This window comes from Paraglaciecola aquimarina (genome assembly GCF_032464635.1).
GTDB classification, from domain to species: Bacteria; Pseudomonadota; Gammaproteobacteria; order Enterobacterales; family Alteromonadaceae; genus Paraglaciecola; species Paraglaciecola aquimarina.
In genome coordinates this window covers 2,426,982-2,444,142 of record NZ_JAWDIO010000002.1, presented here as the reverse complement: position 1 = coordinate 2,444,142, position 17,161 = coordinate 2,426,982, and the positions used below count along the sequence as shown (strand labels likewise).

The window sequence follows — 17,161 nt, the reverse complement described above, 5'->3', positions numbered from 1 at the left end:
CCGGCGATTTGCTATTTCGATATTTATAGGATGTTAGTCATTCACCATTTCAACCTGTAACAGTGCATCGTCTAATATTTTTGCTGACGTGGCGGTAGCGCCGCCAAATCGCCATTGTGTCGGGGTTTCTGCTAATTCACGATAATTTCCTTCGCCACTTTTATCCCATGTGGTGATATAAATAGTGGTATCAGCCCAATCAGTTACTGCAAACTTATCCCCAAAATAGGTGAAAGTAATACGATTATTAGCTGCGTCTACCTTAATCTGTGGCGCAATTCCTGGCTTGTCACCTTCGTGCTGTGCACTAGCATTACTCGCCCAATACAAATAATTGCCCCAGCCGTATGCCACATGGGCTAAGTCCCACTTTTTCTTATTTGGAAAATGACCTCCTATCAATGGCAATTGACTTTTGCCTTCACCTTTAGCTAAATCAAAGAAAATACTCAACGACAAATGATCAAACCCGTTGGTTGGTGACCACAAAGTAGATACCTCACACATTTCAATACTAAGCTCTAACACGCTGCCAGCGGCTCTGGCTTGGGCTTGCAAAATATCCATTTGGCAACCAATGCTTTTATCTAACGGTTTAATATACTTGCCATTTAATCCGTAGTCGTCTGCTTTTGGATCCACGACCACACCAGCTTGTTCGATTTGACTGTATTTAGTTGAATACGCTAGTCGCTGGGATGCGCGGTTATGCTCTGCAGAATAAATTTCCAACGTGTGCTGGTGTTGTCCTAAATCGGCAACAGGAAGGTCTATTCGCCAGTTACCATCACTATCGGTGATAAACCTTTTACCCTGACCGACCTTACCATCTATCACTCTGATTAGGCTGCTGTTACTAAAGTCACTTTTACCGGATACAAAAGCTTGAGATTGCTCTTGATAACTAGCTTGCAAGTCATCTATGGTGATCGCCAACTCATCTTTCTCTTTCTCTTTCTCTAGTTCTTGCTTAATTTGGCTTTGCCCCAAAAACACCACCAAAGACTGGGCAGGCAATACTTGAGTAATCGTACCATTATCACTAACTTTAAGATCATCATCTTCGATATTCAGACTCATTAGTATGCGGGCAGGGTTATGTTGGTCAAATTCGGTCTGTAAGCCGTTTAATAACACAGCTTGTTTAGCCGTATTAAAAATGACATATGCACTTTGCCCTTTGTATTCTCGGCGATAGGCCAATACGCCTGCGCCAGCCAAATTGTCTTGCAATATTTGCAAACTACCACGACTAAACACTTTATGTGCTTTGCGCATATTAGCTAGGCTTTGAATAAACTGATACATCTCAGCTTGTTGATCGAACTGATCAGTATCAGACAGGTATCCACCAGCAAACATTGCTCGGCGACTATGTAAAAAACCTTGTTCATCACCTTGATAAATAGTCGGAATGCCTGGCACCGTCATCATCAATGCATAAGCCTGCTTGAACCCTGCAATATTACCCGAGGCTAAAAACCGTTCAACATCATGATTGTCAATAAAATTGCTCACCAAAAACGGATTGGAGAAATGTTGCATTTGCGCCTCTAAACGATAAGACATATATGCGGTAGGGGCACCACCAGCAAATACTCGCGCCATTTCTTTATACAGTGGAAACCCAATGGGCGACGATAATCGTTGCCGCTGTTGGTTAGTCACATATTGCTTAAGCTTTAATTCACCGTCGTCTTGTAGTGGCATAGAAGTTTGGAAAATTTCGCCAAAACTCAAAAAGTTCTGTCGCCCTGTCATCTTAGCAATTTGATTTAAACCATCTTGGCTGTGCAAGAAATCTTCATAAAAGTCTTTTTCAACATACTTGGCGGTGTCGACCCTTACCGCATCTACGCCAGCTTGTTTGATCCAAAACCCGAAAGAGTCCTTTAATGCCTGGCGTACAACGGGGTTTTGCGTATTAAGATCATCTAAACCCGCGGTTTGATAACGCGTTTCTTGTAAAGGATTAGAGAAGTCAGCAATGTCTGGGGTCCAATTAAAAATATTCGCGGCTTTATGGACAGGGTTATTCACGTCATTTTGCGAAAAAGGAAACTGTGTGGGAGCAGCGCTAGGTAAACTTTCAGAATTAAGAGCAAAGTTTTTTTGTACGTTATTAGCATCATACTGCTTAGAATATTGAAAAAAGTTTCCAGTATGGTTCACCACAATATCTTGGATCAGATACATCTCTCGTTTATGCAACTCACTTGAAAGGGTTTGGTAATCTAGCAATTCGCCATAATGCTCATCGACTTTTGTAAAGTCTCGTGCCCAATACCCATGATAACCGGTGTAGTTCACAAGCGGGTCCCACCACTGATTAGCGACTTGTGGCGTTGTCCAAACGGCTGTCGCCCCAAGGTTTTGTATATAATCCAGATGCTCAACTATACCTTTTAAATCGCCGCCACTGTAATGACTTTCTCTAGCTGGATCGTAAACCGCCGCCCCTTGATCATTATTGCTTGGATCGCCATCTGCAAAACGGTCAATCATTAGAAAATAAACAATTTGATCGCGCCAATCTGGAGAAGGCACATGCAGCAGTAACTCCTCCTTATTTTGAGTATTAGTCTCTGCGCAACTACTCGTAAAAAACAATAAAAACGCGAGGCTCATGTAACGTAATACCCAACCAATAAAACACATACTCCCAATGCCAATACGACTATTGAAAGCTCCAGTACTATTCCCACTCATTTTTTAACACTCTAATAACTTATGTAAATGTAAAACTATCAGCTAGGGGCAAGAAAACAATATCTTACATACGTATTCAAATTGCACCTCATAGACTTCAGCCACCGATAGCGCTTTTATGAGATAAACAGCGTAAGCGCATTTAACACTGTATATATTTAACAATTAACATTACAATAACCCAATCAAACCGAGTAGCTACAGCAGCTATGTAATGATATTGTTAACATAAAACGGTAGTAAAATATGTCTTCACCCACTAGAAATGCTTTTTTATATTCTTTGATTGTCGCTTTTGGCGGCTTTGTTTTTGGTCTGGATATTGTACTTATATCCGGCACTATTAAAGCCATCACTTCCGAGTTTGGCTTAACTGCGCTAGAAGTCGGCTCTATAGTATCTGGTCCAGATTGGGGCGCATTAGTAGGCCTCATTTGTACCAGTTACTTTGCCGATAAGTTTGGTCGAAAAAACACTACACTAGTCATCGCCGCTTTATATACGTTATCGGCCATCGGTTCTGCCTATGCGCCAAGTGCCACTTTCTTGTTCTGGGCTAGGTTTTTAGGTGGACTGGCTTTTGCGTCTTTATCCTTAGCCTCTATGTACATAGGTGAAATTGCTCCGCCTAAATCTCGTGGTAAATTAGTAGGCTTGAATCAATTGAATATTGTTATAGGTATTTTTGTTGCGCAAATACTAAATTACTACATTATTAACGCCACTGAGCAAGGTGCAGCTTGGGCAACGAATATTGGCCTAAACGCAGAAACAGCCTAGCGCTGGATGTTAGGTGCAGAAATTATTCCTGCTTTATTATGGTTTACAGCGTTATTTGTCGTACCTGAAAGCCCACGTTGGTTGGCCCTAAATGGCCAAAATGAGAAAGCCAAATTAGCCTTAACTAAAATTACTGAAGCAGAAGATTTAGACAAAGAAATCAACGAGATCGTTCACAGTTTAGAAGATACCGATCATCACACCTTGTCCTTACCACAACAATTCAAACTGTTATTTACGTCAAAAATGCGTATTGCTTTGGTGATAGGTGTAGTGATCACTATAATTCAGCCAATGACAGGTATGAACGCAGTATTGGCCTACATGCCGACTATTTTTGCCCAACTAGGTGGCAGTGAAAGCTCTGCTTTTGGACAGACCATGATGGTTGGTGGCATAGGCTTATTCTTTACCGTTTTGGCCTTAGTCTTTATCGATAAATTAGGCCGTCGGCCGATTCTGTTAGGAGGCTTAACTTGGGCAATACTTAGCCTAGGGATTGTCACTTTAGGCTTTTTTAATGCCAATTACATGCTCACACCTGAAACATTACTGTCTTTAAAAGAGATAACAGATTTCAATCTATTACAACCTTTAGTTAATGTAGAGTTTGCTTCTGATGTGGACTTTAAGCATGCCATTGAGAATTTGATTGGTCGTGAAAGTTTAGTTAAGTATGAAACTGATATCATGACAGCTGCCACTTCTATAAATGGTTTTATGGTGTTACTTGGTATCATTAGTTTCCAATGTGCTTATAATTTCTCTCTCGGGCCTGTAGTGTGGATTTTATTATCTGAAGTATTCACCACTAAAGTACGTGCGGTGGCGATCCCATTGTGTGGATTTGTCGCCAGTGTATTTGGCGGAATCCTAGTACCTTTGTTCTTCCCATGGCAGTTAGAAAACATGGGCGCAGTATCAACATTCGGTGTGTATTTAGTTTGTTGTTTCATCGGTTTAGTCTTTGCCTACAAAGTCATACCCGAAACCAAAAACAAAACCATTGAGCAAATTGAATTAGAGCTAGCGGGTAAATAAAAGTTTAAGCAGGTTTTTCGTTCATTCCCCTTACAAGTAGCCAATTTATTGGCTACTTGTCTCCCTTCTCATAATAATATTTTCTACTATCAATAAACTGTTATCATGTGCCCATATTAAGTGATACCTAAGGCCTTACACATGAAAATTTTAATCAGAAATCTAGACAGAGAAACCACAGAACAAGAGCTACAAAGTGCTTTTGAAAAATTCGGCGCAGTACAATCTTGCAATTTAGTCACAGACAAAAGCAGTGGTTTATCTAAGGGCTTTGGGTTTGTAGAAATGCCTAAACCAGGCTGATGCCAAAGTAGCGGTTAAAACCCTCAATGACTCAATGTTGGGAGCGAATAAAATTCGCGTAAAATATGCACAAGATAAGCCAGCAAGTACAGAAAAAGTCATCAAGAGTAATCGGTAATACCAAGGTAATGGGGGCGCTTATTTAGCCAGATAAACTGGCTTGCGCCTACCAAGGCATATAGTTTTAACACACATGTGTATGCTTGTTGTTGAGTACATTTAAAAACTTAAAAACTCCCCCCTCTACATCACTTTCAATATTAAATTTATTTAATAGCACTTGTTGCCACTCTCGAAAAATCTCGCCTTTTGCCCCACTAGACAGCAGCTTTTGATAAGCTTGTTGCCAAACTAATACTGTTTCTTTTGATGTTTTGGGAGACATAACCATATACACATTTGCTCTGTGTAGCGTGTATATATCTTGTAATTGCTCATCACAGCCAGTTGTATTTAATGACTGACCGGAAAATCATCCCTTGAAATGTTTGCTCCTGCATTCAGCACTCTATCTTTATCAACTAAAGTAGAGCCTTCCCATGCACCTCTGGCAATAGGAGGATTACCCGTTATACCTTCTATAAATTCTCCATTAGCGTTTTGTTCAGAGTCAGCAGTTAACCTAAAGTTGCCTGAATTAACATCCTCAAATTCACTATTAAATGCTTCTTGAGCTAGTTCTGAATTATTAGCTTCGGTAATAAAATAATTGTATGCAGAACTTGTCAATTGTTGGAAAAAATCAGTGAGATTATTTACTTCGATTTTAGGGTAAGTCAGGCCTGTAGATTTAGCGTTAATCTTATTAACCTTACCGGCCATTACAATATTATTTCTTACGTCACCATTAGATATACGACCAAGTTGGCCATTTTCGTCATGATGCCACAAACTAAACAGCCCATCATAGTTATAAAAAGTATTGTTATAATAGTTAACCTTATCTGGCATATTTCTGTTTCTGGGACCTAAATACACCACTTTTCCGTCTGGTTGAACTGCTGCACCTTGGGTGCTCCTGCTATAATCGCCACTTAAGTTATAAACCAAATTGTGGTGCACTGTATAATTAGCGACATCTTCCATATAAAAGGCAACCACAGTTTGGCGGTTATAGATTGGCGATGTATCCATTGCTGGAATACCGTAAATATCGTGAATATGGTTGTAAGCAATTTCAGTGTTTTTTAAATCCAAATAATCAGCTTTGGCGGTACTTGTCATCATTATCGCCCCAGCATCTTCCCCCATAGCCATAGCTTCAAACATATGGTTATCTGTGATGATAGACTTTACAGGTGCAGTAGCGCGAATGTGGGACCTAGCCGCTTTACCAAAAGTATTTTGCGTAACCACTGTATTATCTGCTTCATTAAATAATGACACAGTAAACTGTCCTAACCAGCCTATATCTTCAATGATATTGTTATGAATTTTATTATTATTGCCTGAGTCTACAATAAATCCACTGCCCCAAGTATGAGCTATCAGATTGTTCTCATACACTCCATTATCAGAATTGGTAATCATTATGCCTTCTTTTAGCACACCATAACTACGACGATATAAAAATGGATGTAAATATTGAAAAGAGCTATTGGTGACATGTAAATGATCTGAATTATCTACCTTCATAGACGCGGCTTTTACGTGAATATTTTTAAGGGTGATATTATCTGAGTTATTGATTCGAATACCCCATTTTCTCTTTTTCGCTTCAACCACTTTGCCGTCCATAATTCCACCATCTGGTTTATAATACAGCGCGTTATTATTCTTTTTAAAAACCACTCCCCTTCTCTGTCTAATACTGCCAAATCAAAAATATAACCAAACCCCTCTGGTAGGCTGTAAGAACCATCACTTGTCCATGGGCCATTGTTGGTGCCAATAAAGCTCAATTTTCTAGCACTTTCTCTTTGGATAGCCGCCCCATCTGTAGCTGCAGAAAATATATTGTTTCGTAGCTTACCAATCAAACCACGTACCACTGCTTCATCTGTAAAGGTGACATCCGGGATCTCAGCAACATCTCCCTCAGAAGTAAATTCGACAGTAGCACGGGCATTTTTCCCCTGTGGTTTATTAGCATTGATGATCAAGGCATAACCACTTTGTGTATTAAGCGGATCTAACATTTTTCCAGTCACGTTATCAGGAAATCTAGCCATTTGTTTAAAACTATTATTCACAAACACTTGGGTATAACTAGTTTCCACTGTATTAGCGTCTAAGTCGGTCACAAACACACTAAGGCATATTATCCACAGCAGTCCACGTGCCTTGTATGATATCAGCACCAGATATAGTAACTAGTTGCGAGCCATTGGCTTTGATAGTTATATCGTGTTTATTTTCAATCAATACTTCTTCACGATAAATTCCTTCGTTGATCAAAATTACATCACCACTACTTGCTTTCTTGACTGCCGTATTAATCGTTTGCAACGGTGAATCTGAGTGACCCGCATTGGAATCATCACCCGTTGTAGCAACATAAATATATTGACCACGAATTTGATTCACTTGTATGTTAACACTAGCCTCTTCTGAGACAGCGCCTTCTTCATCGGTCACGGTAAAGCGAAAACTATCCCTACCAATAAACCCCTGCTTAGCTTGATAACTCCACTGAGCACCAGAACCAGTTAGCATGCCGTTTGAAGGTTGTTGAGTAATTTGATAACCAGTAATCATGCCATTTAAATCAGAACCAGATAAATTAATCGATAAACTATCTACTTGACTCATCTCGAATGATTGAGAAATAGCTTGAGGCACTAAATTTGGTACTTTAGGAAGTTCAATTACTGATATGCTGATTTTAGCCGATTTTGACACACCGCCATCATTATCTGTCACAGTAAAACTAAATGAGTCATTGCCATAAAAATTGTCTGTCGGCGAATATTGCCAATTTGCGCCTGAACCAATTAACTCGCCATGTGTGGGTTGCTGAGTAATTGTATATTGACTAATTGTGCCATCAAGATCGCTACCAGATAAAATAACGGATAAAGTCTTATCTTGATCAATTTCTAAGGATTGTATTTTTGCAGTAGGTAAATTATTTGTAGTCTGAGGAGAATCTCCCTCAGGATCAGCACTTCCCCCTCCACAAGATGACATAAAAGTAACAATAATTAAAACAGGCAGACCAAGCAAGTAAGCTTTCACTCGTAAAAAAACCATCAAATGTAAATAAGTTAACAATATACAGTAAACCAATTAACTTTTAAACATCTACAAATGTGCAGTTGCCAGATAAAAAAACAGACTGTTTTAAAAATTTTATTTTCACAGGCAATGACAGGGTTTTATTTTTAATTCCCAGTAATCCTTGATGCTAATTTTAAGGTAGATAAACGGAAATTTAAGGTATATACAAAATGGTAACCAGAATGAACAATAGTATTCACCAAATAAGCTTGCTTCTGCTGACTTCTTTAACTTTAATTTCTTGTAATAAAGAATCGGTTTCTACTTCAGTTGTCAAAGGTCAAGGGGCTAATCAAGCTTACAATATTCTATTTGTCATGTCTGACGATCACACAGCATCAGCTATAGGCGCCTATCAATCTAGACTAGCAACACTTGATCCCACCCCCAACATAGATAAGCTCGCCACAGAAGGGACATTATTTAAACAATGTATTTGCCACTAACTCTATTTGCGCACTGTAAAAGGCGTTGATGACAATATGGGACGTATAATTAATTGCCTTAAAGAATCTGGCCAATACGACAACACCATCATTATTTACACCAGCGATCAAAGTATGATGTTAGGCGAACATGATTATATTGATAAACGCTGGATGTACGACGAATCAATGCGTATGCCATTTATTGTACGTCACCCAGTAAAAGAAGACGCGCCCCAAATTAATGATGTAGTAGCAAATAACACTGATTTTGCGCCGTTTATGTTAGAACTTGCAGGACAAACAGCGCCAGAATTTATGCAAGGCAAGAGTTTTGCACCAGTGCTTGATAATCACCCCTTATGTTGATTGGCGAAAAGGCACTTATTATCGTTATTGGATGCATAGCGCTCACCATGATGTGCCTGCCCACTTTGGTTTGCGTACCAAACGTTACAAGCTTATCTTTTTTTATGGCATCAATTACGATATTAACTTTCAACAAACCGACAAAGTATATTATGGCATGGACTGGACTGGAGCCGGAAAGATGGAGTAATACCAGCTAAAACCCCTACCCCAGTCGCATAGGAGTTATATGATTTAGAAAAAGATCCTGACGAACTAATCAACCGTTATGGTGATCCTGAATATCATAGTATTGTACAAGAGTTAAAAGTCGAGCTAGCAAACCAACGTCAGTTATTAATGAAACCGATGAAAATTATCGGCATATTCAAGCGGTTATCGATAGACATTGGAATGACTAGAGTTTAGAGATTAATTACTAGTCGATGAGGGTGAGAATTAAACTCCCTCCAGAGCCCCGTAAATACAACAAAAAAGCCGCTCAATTGAGCGGCTTAAACTTATTCAATATGTCTTCAACAATTAAGGTACTTGGCTGACTAGTACAGTAGGAGCGGAAGGATCAGGTCCGGTAACAGTAAATCTATAAGTCGCCGCTTCTGTTATTTCAAGAGTCATGTTACTGCCTTTAAAGCCTAACGGTTTGTCAGTATCAAGGCTCACACTTAGCTCTTCTTCTCCTGAACCTAAGTCAACGGTCGCCCAGTCTTCTGATGCCACTTTAAACTCATAACTGCCAGCATCTATAGCGATGTCTGTACTGTATGCACCTACCCCGTCATAAATTACTGGATTATCTGTCCCCCAGCCATTTAAGCTCCCGCGCACAAACACCGGAGTATCACCAAACATTTCGGCATCAAATACCGCAATACTAGGTTCATTTAAATCAGATACATCAAATACAAAGGTATAGGTGCCATCTTGGTCAAAGGTAATGGTCATATTACTACCTTTAACTGCCAAGGCTTTTTCAGCACCAGGCTGTTACATCCACGTCGCTATCAGCCGCCCCATAATCTATTGTCGACCAATCAGCCGAGGCAATCTTAAATTCATAAGTGCCGGCGGTTAGCTCCATAGATGTGGAATACATCCCACCTATCGCGTAATCCATTGGGTTATCTTCACTCCACCCATTTAGTGTGCCACGAATAAATACGGTTGTACCGATAAATGGCTCTTCGTGATCAACAGTTAACACAGGGGCGTCAGTGTCACTGGCATCAAAACTAAACTTCAGCGTTGCGTCTTCGGTTAAAGTCATCGTTAAGTTAGACTGGCCTCGGCCCATAACTTTATCTACACCTAAAGCCACCACTAGGTCGTCTGAACCATAGTCAACAGTAGACCAATCTTCAGAAGCTATCTTAAACTCGTAATCGCCAGCAGCTAGAGAAATGACACTTTCGTACACGCCATCCCCAACGTAACTCGCAGGATTATCAGTACTCCATCCATTTAGAGTACCTCGAATATATACAGTCGTACTGCCAAACGGCACTATGTCTGGTGCACCCGAAGTGGCATAAGCAGATAAGCCCATACCTTGGCTACCCATTTGTGGCTTGACGAACACAGCAGTGGTTAACGCTGGCACGGTAAAGGTACCTTCCCCTCTCCCTGCATAAAGTTTGCACTACGCACGACAGAATCAATAGAAGCAGCTTGGGTGCTGTGTAATTCAAAACCTGTCGCCGTAGCCACAGTGTGCGACTGCTCTTGGTAACTGGTATTGACCACTACCACTATGGCGTCATGCATAGGATCAAGGTCGGCTCTAGGCATAGCATCGTCGGCTGACATGCCGTCATCTATGCTCATCACTACCAAGCCTTGAGTTTGACGTTTTCCGATATTATGGAATCCTAAGCGATCAATAATTTGTTCACCTGTGGTGAGTCTAAATAAAGGAGAATTACTTCTAATGCTCAGTAGTTCATTAAACACCTCAGAGGCAAATTCAATTTCAGTCATGCTAGCTGCACGCTCAGGACTATTCATAAATAGGCCAATCTCGTTCCAGCGACCCTCATTATCTTCTGCTAAGGGCAATCCTACGTTCCAGTTGTTAGTATGCATAGTGAAGTCCACATAGCTAAACCAATCTCCCGAATCATAGGTGTTTCTGTCCATCGATTTAGAACGTATGAAATCGCCGCCTAATTGTAAGAATGGGATACCCTGAGCCACCAAAGGAATAGTCGCGGCAACATTTTGTGCTCGTACTCGCTGTGCTAAGGTTAGATCACTCGGCAACACATAGTTTAATTGATCCCATAGGGTTTCGTTATCATGCTTAGACACATAGTTAATAATGTCTGCAGGATCAGTAGCATAGCCACCTAAACTACTTGTTTTAGAAGCCACGCCGTTGAAGTCTTCCAATACATAATCAGTCAAAGTACCTGACAAACTCATTTTTAAGTTATCTTGGGCTGATAAAGCACCGTCACTTGGTTCTTGACTAAAGATCAATCCTTGACGTACCGCCTCACGAATTCGGTCGTTGTAGGTGCCTATTTCGGTGCCAGCCATATTCGGTTGATTGGCTTGTTCGTAACCTCTATCAATTCGCGTCCAACCTTCACCATAAAAATAGTTATCTTCATCGAGTTCAGTAATCGCATCACGTAAACGAACCATAGTTTGTTTGCTCGCCTTAGCTCATAATGTCAAAACGGAAGGAGTCAAACTTGTATTCGGTGGTCCATAGAGCTAACGAATCCAACATGAGTTTTTCCATCATCACATTACGTGGCTCGGTATCGTCACAGCAGGTTTCACGCACAATTGCCCCTGTGTCCGTTTCATATCTGTGGTAATAACCGGGTACCACTTTATCTAGCACCGACTTACTGAATAAACCTGAAGCATTGGTGTGGTTATACACTACGTCTAGTGCCACACGTAAGCCTATTTCATGTAAAGCTTGGTTCATGGCACGCATTTCTTTAATGCGTGTTACACCTTCAGCGTTTGATGCATAACTACCTTCTGGCACATTAAAATGGAATGGATCATAGCCCCAATTAAATTGATCAACACTGCGCATCGCTTGGGACAGTTCTTGCGCTTTACCGCCTTCAGACACGGTATCAAAGCTGGCATACAAATCCGCTAAAATCATAGATTCAGAGATTGATGCATCATCACAAATATCCGCGTCTTTATTTAATCTACATAAATCGCCAAAGGTACTGGTCATATCCACCACTTTACTTGTATCTTCTTCAATACTGGCAATGTCATTGGCAGGTAGCATATGGAAATGGGTTAAACCATGTTCAGCCAGTTTGCGTAAATGCTCTACAGGCAGACTATCTTGTTCGGTAAATGCTAAATACTTACCACGATTTTCAGGGCTTGTACTTTCATCTAGCACGCTGAAATCACGAATATGCCCTTCGTAAATCACTGCATCTTCGAAGTTTTCTATAGTGGGGACTATATGACTGTCCCACCCTTCTGGTTTTAAGTCTTCATCCGCTAAGTTAACAAATTGAGAAAAACGGCTGTTGGTAGATAAGCTAACTGAGTATGGGTCGGTGACATTTAGAACTTGTAGACCTTCCGCAAGGGGATGGTAAACCGTCACTTCAAAACGATATAAAGCCCTATCTAACTCATCCCCACCAGTGTAAGACCAAATACCCGTGTTCGCATCAAAAGCCATATCATGAGTATTGGCTAAGGTTTTATCAGGATTAAATAATGTTAACTTTACGCTTTGTGCAGTGGGTGCCCACACTGCAGAAGTAATAGTACCATCATCATTATAAATAGGACCTAGTTGAGCTTCATCAGCATCCTCTTCACCTATTGTATACAATTGGTCTATGGCATTGGCCATTTGAATACCCGTGGCGCCATTTAATTTACCATCGGTATTATAAGAAGCTATTACCGCCTGCGTTTTTATCACGGTTTTTGCATCGTCTGCTGTCCAGTTGCCTTGATAAGCAGGTAAATCAGCTAAATGAGGCGCTATGGCTTTTTGTTCTTCGGTCAAGTCTACTGGCTCTAAATCTAGAATCGTGCCATTTAATCCTGTCTCTAAGTCCGCTTCTAAATCGGCAGCGGCTGAGTAATGTAGCTTGGCATCAACAAAAGTACTTGGGTCAACATCCCACACTAAGGTATTAGCATCTAACCAATGCGCCGCCAGCCCTTCAATTTTAACCGGTTGCTCACCTAAAGAAGTGACAGGAAACTCAAATACCGAACCCACACCAGAAAAAGTAAAGTTCATACGTGCAAAGTCAGGATCATCCTGAGAAAGAGGCATGGTAAAATCCCCCCGCCCATTTCTTTACCTGCGTCATCGGTACCAATGTGAATAATAAAATTGCCGCAAGCCCCGACAGTACCGGCATATCCCGGTTTTAAATCTAACACCCAGTATGCACCGTAATTAGGATCGACCCCATCATGTACCCGGCCATTAGCCCAATCAGTGTCACCATCAGCATAAGCATTACAGGTATCATCGCTCCAAGTATGTAATCGATACCCCTCGTAGGATGGGTCGTTACTGGAGTTATCCGCGCCCACTGCCGCCCGATTAAAATATAGAACAGCTTGATCTGCCATAGGCGTCACAAATGGCTCGGGCGCTGAAGGGTCGGCCCCCACTACGCAACCGTCGTTGGTTTCATTTGCCACTGTCGGCGGATTACACGGGTACGGTGGGGGAGCCACGCAAGCTGTTGCCGCTGCGTTTGGCACCATAGGCACATCACACGTTAATAATTGATTGCTACCGGTTTTTACATCAGAGCCTCCACATGCGGCCAAAAATAACCCGGTTAATACAACAAGCATGATACTGCTTGTTCTGGTTTGTTTAAGGGTACTTATCAACCCTGTGCTAAACATTCTGTTAAACATAAGCCAATGCTCCGATGTTTTTAGTATTTGGTTAGAATTCTTCACCCTAGTAAGCAAAGAAACCACCTTAATTAGTGCTGTGATTGAATGTTTCATAATGAATATGTCACCCCTAAGAAGTACTGAGTACCAAAGAACTGGATAGTGCCGGTCAAGTCTTCTTTACCAAAATAACTACGCGTAGGTTCGTCAGTTAGATTGTTAATTTGAAACACCACACCGAGATTGTCGTTTACCTGATATGACGCTTGATAGTCCATCACAATCTCTGAATCGAAGTTAACCACTTGCTCATTGACCGCCACTTGTTGAGATACAAAAGCATCGCGATAACGAGTACTTAAACGGGTTTCGAATCCTTCGTATTCCCAAAACACTGTGCCTTGGGCAACGTTTTCCGACAATCCAGGAAGCTGAGTAGAAAAAACAGAACTACTCAAAGTACGAGTAATTTCACTCTCGGTATACGAATAACTGGCACTCACGCCTAAGCCTGCCCACGGGCCGGGTAAAAAGTCGTATATTTGTGTGTAGGTCAATTCTAAGCCACGAATATAGCCACCTTTAGCGTTATTCACTGCGGTTTCGTATTTACCATTTTCAGTCGGCACAGTGACGTACAGTTGCTCACCGTTTGCATCTAGTGCTTCAACCGGTGTGGCATTGGGCTCGTCTGGCTCAATGAACACTGGTACGTCTACACTTTCAGGAAAAACAAAACCGTTACCGGCAAAGTCATAAGGGTCAATGGCGATGTCTTCGATAAATGACTGGATATCTTTGTAAAATAAAGCCGCGACCAAGGCCCCTTCCGTTTCAGAGAAATAGTACTCATAAGACAAGTCATATTGATTAGCATAAAATGGCCGTAAATAAGGGCTATTTCGACTGGAGCCACTCACTTTAGCGGTTTGCGAAGATAAGGTGATCTGACCCGTGTCAGGGTTCTGACTAGCAGTCACCGTCTCAATATTAGTGGTTGAGTTAGCAGCAAAACGGTTAATGGGTGCACGGCCCATGACCTTAGCAGCGGCAAATCTGAGTTGATGATTTTCACTCAATCTAAAGTTTAAATTCAACGAAGGTAAATAGTCGGTATACGAATCGGATAGAAAACCTGACGCGTAATGATCATTGATCAAGCCAGCCTCGTCGGTAATATACTGCGCACCAAGTTCAGCATCGCCTCGCACATCAATCACTTCACCTGTGTCTGGGTCAACAATATCTTTAGTGGCTAATTGTAAAACCGTTGAGCCTTGCTCGGTTTCTATACGGCGAATACCAATATTACCCGTGATAGGTAATCCACCAATTTCCATATCCAAGTTGGCCATGATGTAGGCAGCAGTCACATCTTCTGTAACGTCACCACTTTCTTGCAGCGACCATGCGGTGTTTGGGCCATCTCCGTCTGTGGGGCTATTGATTACCCCAGGATGGCCTGTGCCCCAAGTTTGCACTGGTTGTGGGATCCCTGCTGGAAACCAAGCCGTTAACGCCGAATCTAAATCAATGGATGGATAAGCCGGAAAGTAGCCAAACTCTCCTTGCCATTCGACTATTTCTACCATATCAGAGGTTAAACGCAGTGGCGGTTGACTGACAGAAAACGCCGAATCGTTGCCATATTCAAACACGGAACGATCATTAGAATATTCGCGCTCAGATTGACGCACACCAAACTCTATTGAGCGCACAAAATCGTTGTCCAAGGTGTACTCTAAGTCAAAGCGAATGGCTTTAGATTCATCTTCATTTACGAAAGGGTAAATACCATATTTACTGACCATAACGCGATCAAGATCCGAAAAAGCCCCCTGTTGATTAAAGGCAATATCTGGCAGGTCCAAACCATTTAGGCCATAAGAAATCGACACATTTTCATCAAATTGTGGGCTCACTGCATTGGCATCTTCACCAACTAAACTCCACAACAGCCCATTTCTAAAGTTGCTTTTTGCTCTAGACAAACTCAGGTCAACAGACAAATTCAGGTTATCTGTGGCTTGCCATTCGGCATTCATACCAAAGTTAAATACTTCGTCTGAGTCTTGGTTGTCATCATTTACCAATTCAACTCGGGTAAAGCTACCCGAGGTGCGATTAAACGTACCACCTATCACATCGTTACCAGACAAAACTGGGTTAGTAATGGAAGTTTGCGCGCCACCTAGCTTTACTCGAAAACCTCGGGCAAATTCTTCTGACTCAAATTTTGACAAAAACACATCGGTTTTTAGGGTGAAATTATCTACTGGCGCCCATTCTATGGCGGCCATATAACCGTCGCGGGTTTCTTCACCGCCTTGGTGCTGCATTTCAAAACCTTCGCTGATTTTTTCATATCCAGCACAGGGATCTGTGGCTAAACACGTATCACTAACGTTATCAATATCCCCTTCTACACCATCCACATCAGCTTCGGCGTTATAGGCTAACCCTATAAATTGTGTCGATACACTAGGTTGAAATAACCGAGCATACCCTAGCGCTATACCCAGAGTATCATCGAGTAATTTAGTTTGATAAGAAATACTAAATCTGTCGCCATATTCGGTGGCATCAGAGACTTCACTGGCTCTATCGTTGTACATACCCCGTAAGTTAAAACTAAACTTATAATCTTCATCTATGCTCAGTGGACTGGCAGTTTGTAGTTCAACTGTGCCTGCTACACCACCTTCAATAAGAGAGGCTTTAGGTGATTTATAAACCGCCGCTGAGCTAATTAATTCAGAAGGATATTGATCAAATTCAATAGAACGATCGCCACTAGTTGACACCTGCTCACGACCATTTAAGGTAGAAAAAACAAAATCTCCAGATAAACCACGAATGTTGATTTCGGCAGCTTGTCCACCTGTACGTACAGCAGAGATACCTGAGTAATCGAGTCAGTGCATCAGCCATAGAGACATCGGGTAAACCACCTAAGTCGTCTGCCGATATTTGCTCTGATACTGTGTCACTGAAACGTTTTTGATTAAGTGATTGAATCAAACTAGTAGCGAAGCCAGTGACTTCAATACGTTCGATATCACTGTTTTCTTTAATGGGGCTGGCTGCTTGCGCGCTGTTACTAGCTTCTTGCGCATATAGTGTTGAGCTTACCAACGCCAGGCCACTGGCGAAAATCGCACGTGCAATTAAACTGGGGGTGAATTTTTTCATCTATGTGTCCCGTTTTTGTTATGTTTGGCTAACGTGGGCGAAAACTTACGCATTCACAATCAACCTATATTCTCAACAAAATATTAACCTTTAGTTAATTAATGCAACATTTAATGCATACGTATTCAACGAATGCATACGTATGCAATCAAACAATTGAACTGATTAAGCGCAGAACATCGTTAGAAAAAATAAAGACAATCTAAGGGGGTTGGAGATAGATGATTTACATTAAATCATCTATAAAATTC

The 17,161-nt window shown here is 41.3% G+C and carries 9 protein-coding genes and 5 pseudogenes; 7 read left to right on the top strand and 7 right to left on the bottom strand.

All coding sequences use genetic code 11. From position 1 onward, the window contains the following. Positions 1–33 precede the first annotated feature (33 nt). Positions 34–2,709 carry an alpha-amylase family glycosyl hydrolase gene (locus RS130_RS12200; protein ID WP_316026170.1) on the bottom strand — a complete coding sequence of 892 codons (2,676 nt, stop codon included), beginning with the start codon at positions 2,707–2,709 and terminating at the stop codon, positions 34–36. 246 nt (positions 2,710–2,955) lie between these two features. Here RS130_RS12200 and RS130_RS23805 point away from each other — a divergent pair. The 3 genes and pseudogenes from RS130_RS23805 to RS130_RS12185 form a co-directional block, all read left to right on the top strand. Continuing rightward, positions 2,956–3,984 (top strand): annotated as a pseudogene (locus RS130_RS23805) (MFS transporter); the annotation flags it as partial. A 36-nt stretch (positions 3,985–4,020) separates the two neighbouring features. Continuing rightward, positions 4,021–4,530: an MFS transporter gene (locus RS130_RS23800; protein WP_316028045.1), complete on the top strand. Its 510-nt coding sequence runs from the start codon at positions 4,021–4,023 to the stop codon at positions 4,528–4,530. Positions 4,531–4,671: 141 nt separating this feature from the next. Continuing rightward, positions 4,672–4,951, top strand: a pseudogene (locus RS130_RS12185) (RNA recognition motif domain-containing protein). A gap of 66 nt (positions 4,952–5,017) precedes the next feature. Here RS130_RS12185 and RS130_RS12180 read toward each other — a convergent pair. The 4 genes from RS130_RS12180 to RS130_RS12165 all read right to left on the bottom strand — a co-directional run bounded on the left by RS130_RS12180 (position 5,018) and on the right by RS130_RS12165 (position 8,010). Further along, positions 5,018–5,218: a hypothetical protein gene (locus RS130_RS12180; RefSeq protein WP_316026169.1), complete on the bottom strand. Its 201-nt coding sequence runs from the start codon at positions 5,216–5,218 to the stop codon at positions 5,018–5,020. A gap of 68 nt (positions 5,219–5,286) precedes the next feature. Next, positions 5,287–6,570, bottom strand: coding sequence for a right-handed parallel beta-helix repeat-containing protein (locus RS130_RS12175; RefSeq protein ID WP_316026168.1), 1,284 nt, complete (start codon positions 6,568–6,570; stop codon positions 5,287–5,289). Beyond that, positions 6,480–7,076, bottom strand: a complete 597-nt coding sequence (locus tag RS130_RS12170; RefSeq protein ID WP_316026167.1) for a hypothetical protein — start codon at positions 7,074–7,076, stop codon at positions 6,480–6,482. Before RS130_RS12170 ends, RS130_RS12175 begins: the two co-directional genes overlap by 91 nt. Before the next feature lie 7 nt (positions 7,077–7,083). Continuing rightward, complete coding sequence (locus tag RS130_RS12165) at positions 7,084–8,010, bottom strand: Ig-like domain-containing protein (protein ID WP_316026166.1); 927 nt, start codon at positions 8,008–8,010, stop codon at positions 7,084–7,086. Between the two features lie 224 nt (positions 8,011–8,234). On the opposite strand from RS130_RS12165, the gene RS130_RS12160 reads away from it, so the two are divergent. The 4 genes and pseudogenes from RS130_RS12160 to RS130_RS23795 form a co-directional block, all read left to right on the top strand. Then, positions 8,235–8,498: a sulfatase-like hydrolase/transferase gene (locus tag RS130_RS12160; RefSeq protein ID WP_316026165.1), complete on the top strand. Its 264-nt coding sequence runs from the start codon at positions 8,235–8,237 to the stop codon at positions 8,496–8,498. Between the two features lie 36 nt (positions 8,499–8,534). Beyond that, entirely contained in the window at positions 8,535–8,846 is a 312-nt protein-coding gene (locus tag RS130_RS12155) for a sulfatase/phosphatase domain-containing protein (RefSeq protein ID WP_428982774.1), read from the top strand. Then, positions 8,824–9,036 (top strand): sulfatase/phosphatase domain-containing protein, encoded by a 213-nt coding sequence (locus RS130_RS12150; RefSeq protein WP_316026163.1) that lies wholly within the window; start codon positions 8,824–8,826, stop codon positions 9,034–9,036. The genes RS130_RS12155 and RS130_RS12150 overlap by 23 nt, the downstream gene beginning before the upstream one ends. Before the next feature lie 44 nt (positions 9,037–9,080). Then, positions 9,081–9,254: pseudogene (locus tag RS130_RS23795) on the top strand (hypothetical protein); the annotation flags it as partial. Positions 9,255–9,368: 114 nt separating this feature from the next. Here RS130_RS23795 and RS130_RS12145 read toward each other — a convergent pair. Together RS130_RS12145 and RS130_RS12140 are read right to left on the bottom strand one after the other, a co-directional pair. Continuing rightward, positions 9,369–13,670, bottom strand: a pseudogene (locus RS130_RS12145) (alpha-1,6-glucosidase domain-containing protein). Positions 13,671–13,828: 158 nt separating this feature from the next. Continuing rightward, positions 13,829–16,910, bottom strand: a pseudogene (locus RS130_RS12140) (TonB-dependent receptor). Between the last annotated feature and the right edge of the window lie 251 nt (positions 16,911–17,161).